Below are 17322 nucleotides of genomic sequence, written 5' to 3' on the forward strand. Positions count from 1 at the left end.
CCGTCATCCGGGTCCGCTTCAGCCCCGCCGACTGCCGCCCCTGCCCCCACCTGCGGGAATGCGTCAACTCACCCAGGGCCGAACGACGCGAGCTCAACCTGCGACGCCGGGACGAATACGAAGCCGTCCACGCCGCCCGCGCCGAACAGCGAACCGACGCCTGGAAGGACCGCTACAAGATCCGCGCCGGCGTCGAGGGCACCATCTCCCAGGGCGTCGGGCGCTGCGGCCTGCGCAGATCCCGCTATCAGGGCCTCGCAAAGACCAGCCTCCAGCACCAGCTCACCGGCGCCGCGATCAACCTGGCCCGCATCGACGCCCACCTCACCGACACCCCCCGGGCCCGCACCCGCACCAGCCACTTCGCAGCACTTCGCCCCGCCGAGCAACAGCTCGACGGGGCGAAGTGATCAGGACCCCGAATTCACCAACAGCGTCCGGTTCCGACCGGCGCGGGGCCCTTCCGCATGGACCCGGCCGCACGGACCTCACCGCACGGACCCGACCGGACGGACCCGGACCCGAGGAACCCGGACCCGAGGAACCCGGCGCACCCGCCGGCGGCACGGACCGGGCCCGCCGCCGGCGCGCAGCAGGCCGGTGCCGACGCCGGCCGCGCGGGACTACTTCAGCGCCTGCGCCAGCTCGGCCAGCTCCTCGTACGAGGCGGTGCCGGTGAGCACGGTGGTGGCGTTGCCGCTCCGGGTCGTCAGCGCGCGGTCCTTGGTGCCCTGCAGCCGCTCCCAGGCCGTCCCGGCCACGTCGGCGGTGCCGTCCGGCTTGGCGCCGGCCACGACCGAGGAGAGCAGCGCGTCGCGGTCGAGGTCGCTCTGCTCGACGGCCGCGTACTGGCCGGACGGGGTCACGAAGCCCAGGTGCCAGGCGTTGCCCTTGCCCTTGCCCAGCGAGGCGGGCTCGTAGCTCACCGAGGTGGCCCGCCACCGGTCGGACAGCCCCTCCGGGGAGAGCAGCGGGTACGGCGCGGCACGCTTCGCGGAGGCCGCGGCCACCTTGTACTCCTTGGCGTGGACCCCGTCACCGCTCGCGTCGTGCGGCAGGAACAGGTACCCGATCCAGACCACGACGCCGACCGCCAGCATCGACAGGACCATGTCCCGTACCGTCTGCCGGCCCCTCATGCCTCTGCTCTCTCCAGCCACCCCCACATGGTGACTCATCCACTCCCGGACACCGGCACCCGGGGTGCCCTCGTACGGGTGAACAGGGGCAAACCGACCGTTTCCGAACCGGGGCGGCGACCCGCGCCACAGACAGTCATCTCGTGGGCGGATACGATCGCAGGACCCTCACCACGGCGTTCGACCTGGCAGTAGTCGGGCGCTCACTGGCCGTCGCGTACAGAGAGGTAACGACGATGACCACGCAGTACCCGCACACCCTCCCCCAGGCCCTGGAGGTCGCGCCGGAGGCTCCCGACCGGAACCTCGCGCTCGAGCTCGTCCGGGTCACCGAGGCCGCCGCGATGGCCGCCGGGCGCTGGGTCGGCCGCGGCGACAAGAACGGCGCCGACGGCGCCGCCGTGAAGGCCATGCGCACGCTCGTCTCCACCGTCTCGATGAACGGCGTCGTCGTCATCGGCGAGGGCGAGAAGGACGAGGCGCCGATGCTCTACAACGGCGAGCGGGTCGGCGACGGCACCGGCGCCGAGTGCGACGTCGCGGTGGACCCGGTCGACGGGACCACGCTCACCGCCAAGGGCATGAACAACGCCGTCGCGGTGCTGGCCGTCGCCGACCGCGGCACCATGTTCGACCCCAGCGCGGTGTTCTACATGGACAAGCTCGTCGCCGGCCCCGAGGCCGCCGAGTTCGTCGACATCACCGCGCCGCCGGCCGTCAACATCCGCCGGGTCGCCAAGGCCAAGGGCTCCGCCGTCGAGGACGTCACCGTGGTCATCCTCGACCGGCCGCGCCACCAGGGCCTGGTCCAGGAGATCCGCGAGGCCGGTGCCCGGATCAAGTTCATCTCCGACGGCGACGTGGCCGGCGCCATCATGGCCGCCCGCGAGGGCACCGGCGTCGACCTGCTGATGGGCGTCGGCGGCACCCCCGAGGGCATCATCGCGGCCTGCGCCATGAAGTGCATGGGCGGCGTGATCCAGGGCCGGCTCTGGCCGAAGGACGACGCCGAGCGCCAGAAGGCCCTCGACGCCGGCCACGACCTGGACCGCGTCCTCACCACCAACGACCTGGTCAGCGGCGAGAACGTGTTCTTCGTCGCCACCGGCATCACCGACGGCGAGCTGCTGCGCGGCGTCCACTACCGCCAGGAGACCGCCACCACCAGCTCGCTGGTCATGCGCTCCAAGAGCGGCACCATCCGGGAGATCCACTCCACCCACAAGCTGTCCAAGCTGCGGGCCTACAGCGCGATCGACTTCGACCGCGCCAACTGATCCCGGACGCACGCGCGTCGACGACGCCCGCGGCCTCGGCGGAATCCCCCTCCGCCGAGGCCGCGGGCGTTCCCGCCGTCCGGGCCCGCGCTCAGCCCGCTATCCGCCGGCGGGCCGGCACCCGGGCCGCCTCGCGCAGCTCGGTGTCCCGGCGCCGCCGCCGGGCCAGCACCACCCGCCGCTCGGCGGCCGTCAGCCCGCCCCACACGCCGTACGGCTCCGGCTGGGCCAGCGCGTGCTCGCGGCACTCCAGCAGCACCGGGCAGCGGGCACAGACCTGCTTCGCCTGCTCCTCGCGCGAGAGCCGGGCCGCCGTCGGCTCCTTGGAGGGCGCGAAGAACAGCCCCACCTCGTCCCGGCGACAGGCCGCACCGGTGTGCCAGGGGTCGTCATCGCCCTGCGGCTGCGGCTGCGGCGCGGGCCGGTGCTGCAGGACCCGGGCGGTCGCGACCGGCGACACGACGGGCGGGGTGGCGGGCGACGCGACTGGCGCGGTGGGGCGGGACTCGATCGGATGCAGCACGGCCGTACTCCTGACGAGGCTCTCGGACACGGGGAAGCTCGCACCCCTGCCCGGCTGCGAGCCCCCGCTCTTCACCCCCCGGGCCGGCCTCAGGCCGCCTCCGGTGCGCAGCCGTACAAGAAGCGATGTGCGAGAGGAACTACCCCGCCGCGCCGCGATTCATGCACACTGCATGCAATCGACTACAGCCTGCACTCACCGCAACGGCGAGTGCCCGGGCGGGAGTTGTTCCCGCCCGGGCACCCGGGTGCGCGGCCGCGACCGGCGGCGGCCCGCCGACCTGCCGAATCCTGCCCGGCGCCGGGACCCGGCGGACGGGCCCAGGACGGCCTAGTCGGCGCCGAGTTGCTTGCGCACCCACTCCTTGAGCTTCTTGCCCTTGCGCGGCTTGGCCTCGCAACCACCGAACACCGCCGCGCCCTTGACCCGGACCACCGGCGCGTAAGGATCCGCCGCCGTCTGCTCCTTGACGTCGAAGCCGCCGAAGATCCCGACGCCGCTGCCGTGCAGGCTGACGTTCTCCGGCACCTTGATCTCGACCCCGCCGAAGACGGCGATCACCTCGATGACCACCTCGGGCGACTCGAAGACGGCGTCGGTCAGGTCGATCTCGACCCCGCCGAACGCCGCGACCGCCCGCAGGTGCGAGCCGACCCGCCAGCGGCCCTTGCGGGACGCCCCACCGAAGATCGCGACCATGGTCGGTGCCTCCTGCCGGGCCGGCAGCCGAACCGGCCCGTCCGGGCGCGGTCCCTGCTCCGGGGCGCCCAGCGGGGGCTTGTCGAAGGAGATCGCGCGGTGCACCGGAAGGTCCCTGGTCAGCGGCACCAGGTCGCCCAAGGTCTTGGCGGCGTAGGCCGCTTCGATCCGCTCGGCGTGCTCCTCGACGTCCAGCCGGCCCTCGGCGTAGGCGTCCCGGAGGAGCTCGGCCACGCGTTCGCGGTCCGCGTCGGAGGCCCTCATCTCGGCCTCCGCCACCGGGGCGTGGTCGGCGCGAGCCGGCGGCTTCGTCTCCGGCTTGGTCATCGGTACGGGCGGCTGGCCCTGGTCGTCCCTCGACGGCGAGTTGTCCACGGGTCAAGACTAGCCACCGGGGCAAGCCCCGTACGCGTGTCCGAGTGAGCCCGGTCACGCAGGCGGACCTGTCCGCGTACGGCGCTCCGGCGGGTCCTACCCTTGAGGGTGCTTCGCCGACGCAGCCGGAACACGGAACACTAAGGACCTCCCCCATGGCTCCCACGCCAGACTTCGAGTACAGCGACCTGCTCCCCCTGGGCGCCGACCCGACCCCGTACCGCAAGCTGACCTCCGAGGGTGTCTCCACCTTCGAGGCCGGCGGCCGCACCTTCCTCCAGGTCGAGCCCGAGGCCCTGCGGCTGCTCACCGCCGAGGCGATGCACGACATCTCGCACTACCTGCGCCCCGCCCACCTCGCCCAGCTGCGCCGCATCCTGGACGACCCGGAGGCCAGCCCCAACGACCGCTTCGTCGCGCTGGACCTGCTGAAGAACGTCAACATCTCGGCCGGCGGCATCCTGCCGATGTGCCAGGACACCGGCACCGCGATCGTGATGGGCAAGCGCGGCCAGAACGTGCTGACCGAGGGCGGCGACGAGGCCGCCATCGCCCGCGGCGTCTACGACGCCTACACCAAGCTCAACCTGCGCTACTCCCAGATGGCCCCGGTGACCACGTGGGACGAGAAGAACACCGGCAACAACCTGCCGGCGCAGATCGAGCTGTACGCGACCGACGGCGACGCGTACAAGTTCCTCTTCATGGCCAAGGGCGGCGGCTCGGCCAACAAGTCGTACCTGTACCAGGAGACCAAGGCGATCCTGAACGAGGCGAGCATGCTCTCGTTCCTGGAGCAGAAGATCCGCTCGCTCGGCACGGCCGCCTGCCCGCCGTACCACCTGGCCATCGTGATCGGCGGCACCAGCGCGGAGTTCGCGCTCAAGACCGCCAAGTACGCCTCCGCGCACTACCTGGACCACCTGCCGACCGAGGGCAACGCGAAGACCGGGCACGGCTTCCGGGACCTCGAACTTGAGGCCAAGGTCACCGAGCTGACCCAGAAGATCGGCATCGGCGCGCAGTTCGGCGGCAAGTACTTCTGCCACGACGTGCGCGTGGTCCGCCTGCCGCGCCACGGCGCCTCGCTGCCGGTCGCGATGGCCGTCTCCTGCTCGGCGGACCGCCAGGCGCTGGGCAAGATCACCGCCGAGGGCGTCTTCCTGGAGCAGCTGGAGACCGACCCGGCCAAGTACCTGCCGGACACCACGGACGAGCACCTGGACGACGACGTCGTGCGCATCGACCTCGACCAGCCGATGTCCGCCATCCGCGCCGAGCTCTCCAAGTACCCGGTGAAGACCCGCCTCTCGCTGACCGGCACGCTGGTCGTGGCCCGCGACATCGCGCACGCCAAGATCAAGGAGCGCCTGGACGCCGGCGAGGGCATGCCCAAGTACCTCCAGGACCACCCGGTCTACTACGCGGGCCCGGCCAAGACCCCCGAGGGCTACGCCTCCGGCTCCTTCGGCCCGACCACGGCCGGCCGGATGGACTCCTACGTCGACCAGTTCCAGGCCGCAGGCGGCTCGATGGTCATGCTCGCCAAGGGCAACCGCAGCAAGCAGGTCACCGACGCGTGCGCCCAGCACGGCGGTTTCTACCTCGGCTCGATCGGCGGCCCGGCGGCGCGGCTCGCCCAGGACTGCATCAAGAAGGTCGAGGTCCTGGAGTACGCCGAGCTCGGCATGGAGGCCGTCTGGCGGATCGAGGTCGAGGACTTCCCGGCGTTCATCGTGGTGGACGACAAGGGCAACGACTTCTTCCGCGAGACCACCGAGGGCCCGCTGATCACCAACCTGCGCGTCCGCTCCAAGGAGTAGCCGCCCCCGCCGCTGCGACACCCGGGACCGACCCGACCGACCCGACCGCCCCGACCGCGACCTCGCGGCCGGGGCGGTTCCGCCTTGCGGCGGGGGCTCCCGGGCAGCAGGCTGCGGAGGGCTCAGGCGTCGAAGTCGTACTCCAGGACGTAGGAGGCCGCGTCGAGGGTCATCTCGTTCAGCTCGACCACCTGCCCCTCGTCCGCGAAGGCCGTGCGGCAGATCAGGATGACCGGCGTGCCGGCCGGGAGCTCCAGGCGGGCGCTCTCCTCGGCGCCGGGCATCCGCGCGCGGACCTCCTCGCGGAAGTGGACCGGCTTCGCACCGATCTCCGCCAGCCGCGCGTAGGTGCCGCCGGGCCCGGTGTCCTCACGGGTGATCGCCGTCCCCGCGACCAGGCCGGCCGGAAGGTACGAGGTGGAGAGCAGCACCGGCTTGCCGTCCAGGACGAAGCGCCGGTGCCGGACGCACATCGGTGCGCCCGGGTCGACGCCGAGCACCCGCGCCACGTGGTCCGGCGCCCCCTGCTCGGTGACCGACACCTGGTCGACGACCAGCGAGCGACGGTCGATGTCAGCCGACCATATCGACCGGCCCGAACCCCACTGCCCCTGGGCGAGCCGCTGGATCCCGCGCCGCCGCAGCGGCCGGAAGTCGCGGACGAAGACCCCGGCGCCCCGGCGCGCCTCGGCGATGCCCTCGCTCTGCAGCACGCCGAGCGCCTGGCGGGCGGTCATCCGGGCCACGCCGTACTCGTCCATGAGGTCGTTCTCCCCGGGCAGCCGGTCGCCGGCGCGGTACTCGCCGGCGTCGATCGCCGCCTTCAGGGTGTCGGCGATCCGCTGGTACTTGGGCTGTTTCTCGCCACTGCTGCCGACCATCGCCTTCTCCTCGTCCTCGCCCGGAAATCGTAGGCGCGCCCGCGGCCGTCGGTAAGCCGATAGGACCGGTCAGGGCCGTTGACATCTCTAGAGATATTAGCTTCTCTAGAGAGGCTGGGTAGTACCAGAGCAAGGAGCATGCGGTGAGCACCCGTAAGCGCGACGCCGCGGCCTACCGACCGCGAGTGGGTGAACTCGTCCTCGACGGCAGGACCGGACGCACCGGCATCTACATGGACACCATCGGCGGGGAGCACTACCTGCGCCCCGAGGCCGGCGGCCGCGAGTGGACGGCCCTCCCGGGCCAGATCGGGCCGGTGCCGGACCGGGCCCCGGTCCCGGGGGAGGAGGGTCGACCGCCGACCCGGACCCCCGGCATTGCCGCGGAACCGGATCGGGCCCCGACCCCGCCAGCGGAACGCGGCTTTCGCAGGGAATCGGATCAGTCGCCCGAAAAGTCAGCACTTGCGGCAATCAAGCGGAAATCCGCCCAGGAAGCGCTGAGGGGGATCCTGCAGGGTTCATGGCGAATCCGGAATTCCGGAACGACCTGACGCCCCCTCCGTTATCGATAGCCGCAATGGCGAGTGCCCTACGCTCCGCGTCACGCGGGGCGCAGGGCACTGGCGTGGCGCACGTTACGGGTGTGCCGCGATGATGCCCTGCGGCTCGAACACCTCGCCCGGCTTGCCGGTCGCCGGAGCAGTGGGCTCCACGACACGCTCGGACTCGTCGCCGAACAGATCGTCCTCGAGGTCCGCCTTCTGCGCAGCGGTGGGTTCCGTGTACTCGGTCGGGTTCGAGGACGCGGCCACTGCGCCCTCGACCGCCTTGCCGGCCTCCACAGCAGCATCGGCCGTCTTGATCGGCTCGGGGGTCGCGCTCTGGTCGTTGGCCATGGGCGGCCGCCTTTCAGTCATCAAATGTCTTCGGCCCCACCGGCATGGCGCGGGCGCGTCGCCAGTATCGTAGGGTTGATTAAATGTCCGATAAACATCGTGCGGCTTGCCGTGTTGTCCGGCAGAGTCGGCCCTCCGCCTAAGCTGAAGCCATCACACGGCGGACCGCCGAGCGCCCTTCGCGGAATCGACCACAGGCCATCGGGGGACTTCATGGAGTTTCGGGAAACGCCGCCCGCACCGGCGCTGCGCTTCCAGGTACTCGGTCCTGTCCAGGCATGGCTCGACGGCAAGCCCCTCGCGCTCGGCTCGCCCCAGCAGCAGGCCGTCCTGACCACCCTCCTGCTGCACGCGGGACGCCCCGTCACCACCCAGGACCTCGTCGACGGCCTCTGGGGTGACCGGCCTCCGGCGCAGGCCATCGCCGCGCTGCGCACCTACGTCTCCCGCCTGCGCTCCGTCATCGAGCCCAGGCGCGAGGTCCGCGCCCCGGCCGAGCTCCTGGTCTCGGTGGCCGACGGCTACGCGCTCCACATCCCCCGCGACGCACTCGACGTGACGGTCTTCGAGAGGCTCGCCGCCGAGGCCGCCACGGCCCGGGCGGCCGGCGAGGTGCAGGAGGCGCACGAGCTGCTGCTGCAGGCACTCGGCCTCTTCAGCGGACGCCCGCTGACCGGCGTCCCCGGGCCGTACGCCGAGGCGCAACGGCTCCGCCTGGGCGAGCGCCGGATCGCCGTCGCCGAGGAGCGGTGCACCGCCGCCCTCGACATCGGCCTGCACGCCGAGGTGGTCGGCGAGCTGAACTCGCTCACCGCCGAGCACCCGCTGCGCGAGCGCCTGCGCGAACTGCTGATGCTGGCGCTCTACCGCTGCGGGCGCCAGGCGGAGGCCCTCGGCGTCTACACCGACACCCGGAAGCTGCTGATCGACGAGCTCGGCGTCGAACCCGGCGCCGGCCTGTCGGCCATGCACGCGCGGATCCTCGCCGCAGACCCGACGCTGACTCCCACCGGCGCGCCCGCCACCCCCGTCCGCGAGGACGGTCCGGTCACGCCACCTCCGCCGGCCCAGCTCCCGGCCGACGTCTCCGACTTCAGCGGACGGGAGGGGCTGGTCGCCGAGCTGTCCTCCGTCCTGATGAACGCCACCGGGCAGGCGGTCGTGGTGACGTCGCTCGCCGGCATCGGCGGCGTCGGGAAGACCACGCTCGCCGTCCACGTGGCCCACCGGGTGCGGGCCGAGTTCCCGGACGGGCAGCTGTACGTCGACCTCCGCGGCGCCGGGGCGTCGCCTGCCGACCCGGCGGTCGTCCTCGGCGACTTCCTGCACGTTCTCGGCGTCACCGAGAATCCCGACTCCCTCGAACAGCGTGCGGCCCTCTACCGCTCGCTGCTCGCCAGCCGGCGGATGCTGATCCTGCTCGACAACGCCCAGGACGCCGAGCAGATCCGACCGCTCATCCCGGGGGTGTCCGGCTGCGCCGTGCTCGCCACCAGCCGTGGCCGGCTCGCCGGCATCCCGGGCGCGCACCTGGTGGACGTCGAGGAACTCACTCCGCAGGAGGCGCTGGCCCTCTTCTCGGCCATCGTCGGCGAACAGCGCGTCGCCGCCGAGCCCGAGGCCTCGATGGCGGTCGTGACGGCCTGCGGCTTCCTCCCCCTCGCCGTCCGCATCGCGGCAGCCCGGCTGGCCAGCCGGCCCAGGTGGAGCGTCTCGGACCTGGCCCGCCGGTTAGCCGACCAACGGCGCCGGCTGGACGAGCTCCAGCTCGGAAACCTCGCGGTGGAGACCACGATCGGCCTCGGATACGGACAGCTGTCCCCGGCCGAGGCGCGTGCCTTTCGACTGCTCTCGCTGATCGACTCCCCCGACATCCCGCTCGCGGCCGCCGCCGCGCTGCTCGGCGTGGACGAGACCACCGCCGAGGACCTCGCCGAGGCCCTGGTCGAGGCCAACATGCTGGAGTGCTTCACGCCGGGGCGCTACCGGTACCACGACCTGCTCCGGCTCTATGCGCAGCGCCAGAACGAGCGCACCGGCGACGCCGAGGAACAGCGGCTGGCCATGCTGCGCCTGCTCGACCTCCTGTTGGCCACCGTCTCCAACGCAGCCCGCGCGATCGAGCCGGACGACCAGTTCCCCGACCCGCTGAACCCACCGGCGTCGACCGGCCTGGCACTGGCGACGAGCGAGGCCGCACGGGGCTGGCTCCGCGCCGAGAACGCGCTGATCCTCGGGGCCGTGGAAGCCGCGACGGACGGGCCGCGAGAACTGCGGTACCCGGCGGTCGACCTGCTGATCCTGCTGAACAGCCTGGGCGCGGACCCGACGCACGGGCCCCGGGTCCGTCGGGCCCTGGAGATCGCGGGCCAGAACGCCGGCGACGACCGCGAAGCGCTCGCCCGCGTCCACTTCGCCATCGGTGCCCTTCAAGGTCTCACCAGCGACTTCCAGGGTGCGGAGCACTCCCTGCGCCGGAGCCTCGAGTTCCAGGCGACGGACGACACCGTGCTCCGGTCGGCCGCCACCAACATGCTCGGGATCATCCTCAGTATCGGCAACAGACCCGCCGAGGCCCTGGCCTTCTTCGAACAGGCCCTCGCCATCAGCCGGGTGGTCGGAGCACCGATCGGCGAGGCCCGGCTGATCAGCAACATCGCCCGCGTCCAGCAGCGGCTCGGCATGACGGAGACGGCCGTCCAGTCCGCCACCGACGCGGTGGCCGCGGCGCGCACGTCGAAGAACGGGCCGTGCCTCGCGGACACGCTCTACCAGCTCGGCGTGGTGCTCTCCTCGGGCGCCGCCGTGGCGCACCTGCGCGAGGCCCACGAGCTGTACCAGTCCCAGCAGAACCCGCTCTGGCAGGGCTACACCCTGGCCCGGCTCTCCTCGTCGCTGCTCGCCGCCGGGCAGCACGCCGAGGCGGCGGAGTCCGCCGAGGAGTCACTGGCCATCGGGCAGGAGCTGGACTCCGCCTACTGCCAGGGCCTGGCCAACGCCGCGCTCGGCGAGGCCCTGCTCGGCCTCGCCCAGCCGGCGCGTGGTCTGGCGTGTCTCCGGGAAGCCCACGCCATCTTCACGCGGCTCGGTGTGCCGGAGGCCTCCCCCGTTGCGGACCTCATCTCCCAGCAGCACACCGAGCCCCTCTCTCCCCCTGCGCCGTAGGCCGCCGCCCCCCGGTCGGCAGCCTCCCCCGGGCGTTCCGGTGCTCCCGCAGCCCCCCGGCTGCGGGAGCACCCTCAACGCTTCCCCGGCGCTGGACTCCACTGTGCACCCGGCCGATTGACGATTGATAAACGACGGCTTGTCAGCTCGCTCCGCGACGAAGGCGCAGGTCAGCGCCGCTCCTCGGGCGAGCGGGCGGCGTGCGGACCGGTGCCGCACCACCCCGCCCCGCACCGATGTGCTTCCGCAACCCGGGCCGACGCACCCAACCGTCACGAGTTGGCTGGAAACGGACCCCATGGCGGAGTGATCACGCATATTCTCAGATGCCAGTACACGAGACTGCACCTTCCGGGCGGAGCATCCGGAAAGGGCGGCGCGGCGGCGCTCCCACGGTGCAGAGTGTCCCTGCACGGAGGTTCCGTGCACTGTGTCAGCGTGCAGTCAGTGTGACGCGGGGAGCGTGACGTACCGCCACCGGCAGCGGGGCAGCACGGGCGCCGGGCGGACGGCGGCCCGGCCTCGTCCGGCCGACCGGAGGCCCGGGTGGAAAGGTGCCTCTCAATCGTGACGACCGGACAGATATCCGACCCGTTCCCCCTCGACGAAGACGCGGACGGCGCCGACGGTCCCCACGTGCTGCGACGGCGGGCCGAACGCGCCCTCCAGGCCGTCGCCTTCGACACCATCGGCGCCTGCTACGCCGAGGCCTTCCCGGTCAAGGACGGCCAGCTCGCCTGCGGCCGCCGGCTGCTGGAGCGGCTCGAACCGGGCGACGCGGTGCTCGACGTCGGCTGCGGCACCGGCGACCCGACCGTCGGGCAGCTGACCGCCGGCGGGATGAGGGTCACCGGGATCGACCTCTCGGACGGCATGCTCACCCGGGCCCGGGCGGCGCACCACCCCGGCCCGCACGCCCCCACCCTCCACCGCATCGACATGTACGACCTGGCCACCGAGCGCGCCGACCGGGCGTGGAACGTCCCCGCCCTCGGGCCGCGCGGGAAGGGCACCTTCGCCGCCGTCACCGCGTTCTTCTCCCTGATGCTGCTCCCGCAGGACGAGATCCCCACCGTGCTGGCCCGGGTGCGCGAACTCCTCCGGCCCGGCGGACTGCTGGCGCTCGGCACGGTCGAGGCCGACCTGGATCACGTTCCGCTCCCGTTCCTCGGACGGGAGCTTCGCATCAGCGGGTATCTGAGGGAGGATCTGGAACGGGTTCTGGTGGAGTCCGGGTTCGCCGTCGAGGAGCGGTCGGGGTACTCGTACGCTCCGGCCAGCACCTCGCTGCCGCCGGAGGAGCAACTGTTCCTGTGCTGTCGACGCGTCGGCTGAGCCCGGACCAACCCGGAAGACCACCTACTCCACACCACTCCCCAGGACAGGCAGCCGTGCGCGACCAGCTCAACCCCGAGGCCGGACAGCCGCCTGCCCTCCCGGACCAACGCCGTCCCCCGCACCCGCCGCCCCACCCGTCCGGTCCCGCCGTGCCGCTGCCCGCACCGCCGTTGCCCGCACCGCCGTTGCCCGCACCGCCGCCGCTCCCCGTAGGGTCGGGCCCGGCCGCGTCGGGCCCGGACGGGGGCGCCCACGACCGGGTCGCCGAACGGCTCGCCTACCTCGACTCCGCCACCCGCCGGATCAACAGCGCCCTCGACCTCGCGGCGACGCTGCGCAACATCTGCCGGGTCCTGGTGCCCACCCTCGCCGACGCCGCCGTCGTCCACCTGCGCGACCCGCTGCCCAACGTCGAGCGCGAGCCCGGCTTCCCGGACGAGCTGCGGATCCACCACAGCCTGGGCACCCGGCTCGGCCGCCGCGGCCGCTCCACCGCCGGGGGCGAGCAACGCGGCTCCCGCCACGACGGCCGGTACGGCCCCCGGTACGGCGCCCGCTCCAGCGCCGACACCGGGCCGGCCACCCCGGTCACCCGGGGCGGCGCGCTGGCCCACACCCTGCTCAGCCGCCGGCCCGCCGAGCCGGCCGTCCTCGGGGCGGGCGGCTGTGCCGAGGGGGACTCGCGCGCCACCGAGCGGTCCACCGAGCTGCTGCGCGAGCTGTACGGCGCTCGCGGGGTGGCCCGGCTCGGCGCCGGCAGTTCGGTGCTCGCCCTGCCGCTGCGCGGGCGCAAGGCCGTCCTCGGCCTGCTGGTGCTGATCCGCCGGCCGCCCGGGAAGACCGGCCGGCCCGCCTTCGACGCCACCGACACCGCGACCGCCGCCCACCTCGCCACCCAGGCCGGGCTCGCCGTCGACACCGCCCTGCGCTACGCCCGCGAGTGGGAGATAGCGAACGAACTCCAGCGCAGCATGCTGCCGTTGCGCCTCCCGCAGCCGCACGGCGTCCGGCTCTCCCAGCGCTACCTGCCCGGCGAGCGCGGCGCCCAGGTCGGCGGCGACTGGTACGACGCGGTGCCGCTGCCCGGCAACCGGGTCGCGCTGATCGTCGGGGACGTCATGGGCCACTCGCTGACCTCGGCCGCCATCATGGGCCAGCTCCGCACCAGTGCCCAGACCCTGGCCGCCCTCGACCTGCCGCCGCACGAAGTCCTCTACCACCTGGACGAACAGGCCCAGCGCCTCGGCCGGGAACAGCACCTGGCCACCTGCGTCTACGCGGTCTACGACCCGATCGCCAACCGGGTGGTGCTCGCCAACGCCGGTCACGTGCCGCCCGTCCTGGTCCAGCCCGACGGCAGCGCCGAGCTGCTGGAGCTGGACGCCGGCGCGCCGATCGGCGTCGGCGGGGTCGACTTCAACTCCGTCGAGCTCCCCGCCCCGCCGGGCTCCGCGCTGCTGCTCTTCACCGACGGCCTGGTGGAGACCCGCAACCGCCCGATCAGTGACGGACTGGAGCTGCTGCGCGCCCGGCTCGCCGGCGCGCAGCTCCAGGCCCCGGAGCACCTCTGCCACGAGGCGCTGCGGATCCTGCCGCCCGGCGACCGCGGTGACGACATCGCGCTGCTGGCCGCCTGCTTCGACGGCATCCCGGCCGGGGACGTCGCGCACTGGTACCTCCAGCCGCGCAACGAGACGCCGGGCAGGGCGCGCCGACTGGCCGCGCACACGCTGCGGCGCTGGGGGCTGGAGGAGCTCACCGCGGCCACCGAGCTGATGGTCAGCGAGCTCGTCACCAACGCCGTCCAGCACGCCACCCGGCCGGTCACCCTGAGCCTGGTGCGCACCACCCGGCTGCGCTGCGAGGTCGGGGACGACAGCCCGCTGCTGCCCCGCCCGCGCCGCACCGGGCCGGACGACGAACGCGGGCGCGGGCTGCAGATAGTGGCCCGGTGCGCCGAGCGCTGGGGCGCCACCCGGCTGGGCACCGGCAAGGTGGTCTGGTTCGAGCAGCGCCTCCCCTGACGGACGGGGCCGGCGGACGGGGCCCGGCGGTCGTGCACCGCCGGGGCCCGTGCCCGCCCGGGCCTGCTCACGCGCCTCGGCGCCCGTCGGTGCCCGTCGGCGTCAGACCCGCTCCGGCACCTTCGCCGGCTCGGCGGCCTTCGCGCCCTCCAGCCGTGCCATCAGCTGCTCGCCCTCCATGTCCACCCTCGGGACGACCTTCTCCAGTGCCTTCGGGAACCACCAGGCGGCCTGGCCGAACAGCGCCATCGCCGCCGGCACCAGCGCCATCCGCACCACGAAGGCGTCCACCAGCACGCCCACCGCCAGCGCGAAGCCGATCGGCTGGACGATCGGGTCGTGGCCGAAGACGAAGCTGCCGAAGACCGAGACCATGATCAGCGCAGCCGCGGTGACCACCCGCGCACCGTTCTTCACCCCGGCGACCACCGCATCCCGCGGCGCCGCGCCGTGGACGTGGTGCTCCTTCATGCCGGAGACCAGGAACAGCTCGTAGTCCATCGCCAGGCCGAACAGCACCCCGATCAGCAGGATCGGCACGAAGCTCACCACCGGTCCCACCTTGGGCACGTCGATCAGGCCGTCCAGCCAGCCCCACTGGTACACCGCGACCACGGCGCCGAGCGAGGCCGTGATGCTGAGCAGGAAACCGGCCACCGCCTTCAGCGGCACGAGGACGGAGCGGAAGGCCAGCGCCAGCAGCACCAGCGCGATGCCCACGATCACCGCGACGAACGGCGGCAGCGCGTCGCCCAGCTTGGCCGAGACGTCGATGTTGGCGGCCGTGGTGCCGGTGACGTCGATCCGGGCTCCGGTGGCGGCCTTGATGCCGTCGCGCTGGTCGCGGATCTCGTTGACCAGCGTCCTGGTGTCGGCGTGGTCCGGGCCGGTGTGCGGGATGACGGTGAGCAGGGCGGTGCGGCTGGGTGCGTCCACGGCCGGCGGCAGCAGCGTCTGCACGCCCTTGAGCGTGGACAGCGTCTGCGCCACGCCCTGCACCGCCTGCTCGGGCTGCTGGGCGCCGGCGGCGTCGACGACCACCACGAGCGGCGCGTTGAAGCCGGGGCCGAAGCCCTCGCTGACCAGGTCGTACGCCTTGCGGGCGTCGGTCCCGGCGGCCTGCGAGCCGCCGCCGGGCAGGCCGAGGGTGAGGCTGGCGGCCGGCACCGCGAGCGCGCCGAGCGCGGCGAGTCCGGCCAGCAGCACGGCGACCGGGCGACGGACCACGAAGGTCGCCCAGCGCTCGCCCAGGGTGGTCCGGTCCGAGGTCCGCAGCGCGCGCCGCCAGACCGGCAGGCGGTCGATGGCGCGGCCGGCGAAGCCGAGCAGCGCGGGCAGCAGGGTGATCGCGACGAGCACCGCCACCACGACGGCGCCGGAGGCCGCAAGGCCCATCACGGTCAGGAACGGCACCCCGGCGACGGAGAGCCCGGCCAGCGCGACCACCACGGTCAGGCCGGCGAAGACCACCGCGCTGCCGGCCGTCGCGTTGGCGCGGGCCGCGGCCTCCTCCGGCTCCAGGCCCTCGGCGAGGTGGCGGCGGTGGCGGGAGAGGATGAACAACGCGTAGTCGATGCCGACCGCCAGGCCGATCATCAGGGCCAGCACCGGCGCGGTGCTGATGATCTCGAACGAGCCGGAGAGGGCGAGCAGCCCGGCGAGCGCCACCCCGATGCCGACCAGCGCGGTCAGCAGCGGCAGTCCGGCGGCGACCAGCGAGCCCAGGGTGATCACCAGGACCACGCCGGCCACCGCCAGGCCGACCGCCTCGCCCCCGTCGACCTGGGCCATCCGGTTGTAGGCGTCGCCGCCGTAGGCCACCGTCAGCCCTGCCGCGCCGGCCGGGTCGGCGGCGGCCCGCACCGCGTCGCGCTGCTCGTCGGTGATGTCGCCGAGCTTCCGGTCGAAGGAGACCAGCGCGATGGCGACCCGGCCGTCCGGGGAGACCGCCTTGGTGGCGTACGGGTCGGGGGCGCCCGCCACCCCGGGGACGGCGGCGATCCGGCCGACCGCCTCGGTGACGGCCTCGGCGGTCGCCGGCGCGGTGATGCCGCCGGGCTGCGGGGCCGCGAAGACGACCTGGGCGGAGCCGTGGCCCTGGGCGGGGAACGTGTCCTTGATCCGGTCCAGGGTGGCCTGCGCCTCGGTGCCCGGGACCTTGAACTCGTCGCTGGTCCTGCCTGCGAACGCCCCCGCGGCACCGCCCACGGCGATCAGGACGGCGAGCCAGACGGCGAGCACGGCTCGCCTGCGGCGGAAGCAGAACCGGCCGAGTCGGTAGAGGTACGTGGCCATGGAGAACCTTCGATCAGGTCGGTCGGGCAGGCGGGTGCCTGAACGGATCGCGACCCACCGTACGCCCGACTTGGTCGCATGACAAAGTCGACCGACATGAGCTCATGACAAGTTCCGCCGACATGGTTGTCCGACTATGGCGATACGCTGATCCAATGGCCCACGTCCCCGCCTCCGAACGACGCCCCCAGCTGATCCAGGCCGCGATCGACCTGATGAGCCGCGAGGGTGTCGCCGCCGGCAGCACCCGGGCGATCGCGGCCGAACTCGGGGTGGCCCAGGCGACGGTGCACTACACCTTCGGCACCAAGAAGGACCTCTACCGCGCCGTGGTCGAGCAGCTGACCGCCGAGTTCATCGGCCACGTCCGGGCGGCCGCGCCGGGCGCCGGCGCGTTCGGCGACCAGGTCCGCGCGATGGTCTACGCGCTCTGGGACAGCGCGGTCGGCGAGGGCGGCAAGTGCGCCCTGATGTCCGAGTTCTCCGCGCTGGCGATGCGCGACCCGGACCTGCAGGAGATCATGCGCGCGCTCCAGTACGAGATCGAGGACACCGCGGCCGAGCTGCTGACCGCGCTCGCCGCCGCCCACGAGCAACCGCTGGCGACGCCCGCGGCCGACGTCGCCGTCCACTTCCTGGCCGGCTTCCACGGCCTGACCGACCGCTACCTGGTGCTCCGGGCGGCCGGCGAGGAGCCCGACCAGGAGTCGCGCCGGGCCCTCGACCTTCTCGTCGCCACCACCGTCGGGCTCTGTCTGGGCGCACCCGCCCGACTGCCCTAGGCCCTCCGGCCGAGGGCAGCGCGCCGCACGGCCCCCGGCGGCGCCGGTGCCCGGCGGCTCAGCGACTCAGCTGCTCGGCGACTCGGCGACTCGGCGACCCAG

The 17322-nt window shown here is 73.2% G+C and carries 14 protein-coding genes; 8 read left to right on the forward strand and 6 right to left on the reverse strand.

The genetic code is table 11. The features are described 5' to 3' along the window. Nucleotides 1-410 (forward strand): transposase (locus MCM47_RS35025; RefSeq protein WP_238951043.1); only part of this gene is annotated, 410 nt, incomplete at its 5' end. Between the two features lie 213 nt (nucleotides 411-623). On the opposite strand, the gene MCM47_RS35030 is transcribed toward MCM47_RS35025, so the two are convergent. Continuing rightward, entirely contained in the window at nucleotides 624-1139 is a 516-nt protein-coding gene (locus MCM47_RS35030; RefSeq protein ID WP_238951046.1) for a DUF4245 domain-containing protein, read from the reverse strand. Nucleotides 1140-1375: 236 nt separating this feature from the next. On the opposite strand from MCM47_RS35030, the gene glpX reads away from it, so the two are divergent. Next, nucleotides 1376-2416, forward strand: a complete 1041-nt coding sequence (gene glpX / locus MCM47_RS35035) for a class II fructose-bisphosphatase (RefSeq protein ID WP_238951047.1) — start codon at nucleotides 1376-1378, stop codon at nucleotides 2414-2416. Between the two features lie 91 nt (nucleotides 2417-2507). Here glpX and MCM47_RS35040 read toward each other — a convergent pair whose 3' ends face one another. Both MCM47_RS35040 and MCM47_RS35045 read right to left on the reverse strand, forming a co-directional pair. Then, the gene (locus tag MCM47_RS35040; RefSeq protein WP_374209262.1) at nucleotides 2508-2939 is read right to left on the reverse strand and encodes a WhiB family transcriptional regulator; all 432 of its coding nucleotides are present in this window, start codon (nucleotides 2937-2939) and stop codon (nucleotides 2508-2510) included. Between the two features lie 330 nt (nucleotides 2940-3269). Further along, nucleotides 3270-4013, reverse strand: coding sequence for a DUF1707 domain-containing protein (locus tag MCM47_RS35045; protein ID WP_374209263.1), 744 nt, complete (start codon nucleotides 4011-4013; stop codon nucleotides 3270-3272). Between the two features lie 155 nt (nucleotides 4014-4168). On the opposite strand from MCM47_RS35045, the gene MCM47_RS35050 reads away from it, so the two are divergent. Next, on the forward strand, nucleotides 4169-5836 hold the full coding sequence (locus tag MCM47_RS35050; RefSeq protein ID WP_238951049.1) for a fumarate hydratase: 1668 nt from the start codon (nucleotides 4169-4171) through the stop codon (nucleotides 5834-5836). Nucleotides 5837-5958: 122 nt separating this feature from the next. Here MCM47_RS35050 and MCM47_RS35055 read toward each other — a convergent pair whose 3' ends face one another. Further along, nucleotides 5959-6717 (reverse strand): GntR family transcriptional regulator, encoded by a 759-nt coding sequence (locus MCM47_RS35055; RefSeq protein ID WP_238951052.1) that lies wholly within the window; start codon nucleotides 6715-6717, stop codon nucleotides 5959-5961. A 143-nt stretch (nucleotides 6718-6860) separates the two neighbouring features. On the opposite strand from MCM47_RS35055, the gene MCM47_RS35060 reads away from it, so the two are divergent. Further along, nucleotides 6861-7271 (forward strand): hypothetical protein, encoded by a 411-nt coding sequence (locus tag MCM47_RS35060; protein WP_238951054.1) that lies wholly within the window; start codon nucleotides 6861-6863, stop codon nucleotides 7269-7271. Nucleotides 7272-7355: 84 nt separating this feature from the next. Here MCM47_RS35060 and MCM47_RS35065 read toward each other — a convergent pair whose 3' ends face one another. After that, on the reverse strand, nucleotides 7356-7616 hold the full coding sequence (locus tag MCM47_RS35065; RefSeq protein ID WP_238951056.1) for a hypothetical protein: 261 nt from the start codon (nucleotides 7614-7616) through the stop codon (nucleotides 7356-7358). 213 nt (nucleotides 7617-7829) lie between these two features. On the opposite strand from MCM47_RS35065, the gene MCM47_RS35070 reads away from it, so the two are divergent. The 3 genes from MCM47_RS35070 to MCM47_RS35080 all read left to right on the forward strand — a co-directional run bounded on the left by MCM47_RS35070 (nucleotide 7830) and on the right by MCM47_RS35080 (nucleotide 14143). Then, nucleotides 7830-10781 carry an AfsR/SARP family transcriptional regulator gene (locus MCM47_RS35070; protein ID WP_238951057.1) on the forward strand — a complete coding sequence of 984 codons (2952 nt, stop codon included), beginning with the start codon at nucleotides 7830-7832 and terminating at the stop codon, nucleotides 10779-10781. Nucleotides 10782-11348: 567 nt separating this feature from the next. Further along, on the forward strand, nucleotides 11349-12116 hold the full coding sequence (locus MCM47_RS35075; RefSeq protein ID WP_308222582.1) for a methyltransferase domain-containing protein: 768 nt from the start codon (nucleotides 11349-11351) through the stop codon (nucleotides 12114-12116). A 56-nt stretch (nucleotides 12117-12172) separates the two neighbouring features. Further along, nucleotides 12173-14143 carry a SpoIIE family protein phosphatase gene (locus MCM47_RS35080; RefSeq protein WP_238951059.1) on the forward strand — a complete coding sequence of 657 codons (1971 nt, stop codon included), beginning with the start codon at nucleotides 12173-12175 and terminating at the stop codon, nucleotides 14141-14143. Nucleotides 14144-14245: 102 nt separating this feature from the next. Here MCM47_RS35080 and MCM47_RS35085 read toward each other — a convergent pair whose 3' ends face one another. Continuing rightward, complete coding sequence (locus MCM47_RS35085) at nucleotides 14246-16438, reverse strand: MMPL family transporter (protein WP_238951060.1); 2193 nt, start codon at nucleotides 16436-16438, stop codon at nucleotides 14246-14248. A 155-nt stretch (nucleotides 16439-16593) separates the two neighbouring features. On the opposite strand from MCM47_RS35085, the gene MCM47_RS35090 reads away from it, so the two are divergent. Next, the gene (locus MCM47_RS35090; protein ID WP_238951061.1) at nucleotides 16594-17220 is read left to right on the forward strand and encodes a TetR/AcrR family transcriptional regulator; all 627 of its coding nucleotides are present in this window, start codon (nucleotides 16594-16596) and stop codon (nucleotides 17218-17220) included. Nucleotides 17221-17322: the final 102 nt, after the last annotated feature.

The sequence above is a fragment of the Kitasatospora sp. A2-31 genome, assembly GCF_022288725.1.
In the GTDB taxonomy this organism is placed as follows: domain Bacteria; phylum Actinomycetota; class Actinomycetes; order Streptomycetales; family Streptomycetaceae; genus Kitasatospora.

Coding starts and splice junctions, on each gene's coding strand:
- MCM47_RS35030 (WP_238951046.1), bottom strand. CDS start 1,139: ATGAGGGGCCGGCAGACGGTACGGGACATGGTCCTGTCGATGCTGGCG.
- glpX (WP_238951047.1), top strand. CDS start 1,376: ATGACCACGCAGTACCCGCACACCCTCCCCCAGGCCCTGGAGGTCGCG.
- MCM47_RS35050 (WP_238951049.1), top strand. CDS start 4,169: ATGGCTCCCACGCCAGACTTCGAGTACAGCGACCTGCTCCCCCTGGGC.
- MCM47_RS35055 (WP_238951052.1), bottom strand. CDS start 6,717: ATGGTCGGCAGCAGTGGCGAGAAACAGCCCAAGTACCAGCGGATCGCC.
- MCM47_RS35065 (WP_238951056.1), bottom strand. CDS start 7,616: ATGGCCAACGACCAGAGCGCGACCCCCGAGCCGATCAAGACGGCCGAT.
- MCM47_RS35070 (WP_238951057.1), top strand. CDS start 7,830: ATGGAGTTTCGGGAAACGCCGCCCGCACCGGCGCTGCGCTTCCAGGTA.
- MCM47_RS35085 (WP_238951060.1), bottom strand. CDS start 16,438: ATGGCCACGTACCTCTACCGACTCGGCCGGTTCTGCTTCCGCCGCAGG.
- MCM47_RS35090 (WP_238951061.1), top strand. CDS start 16,594: ATGGCCCACGTCCCCGCCTCCGAACGACGCCCCCAGCTGATCCAGGCC.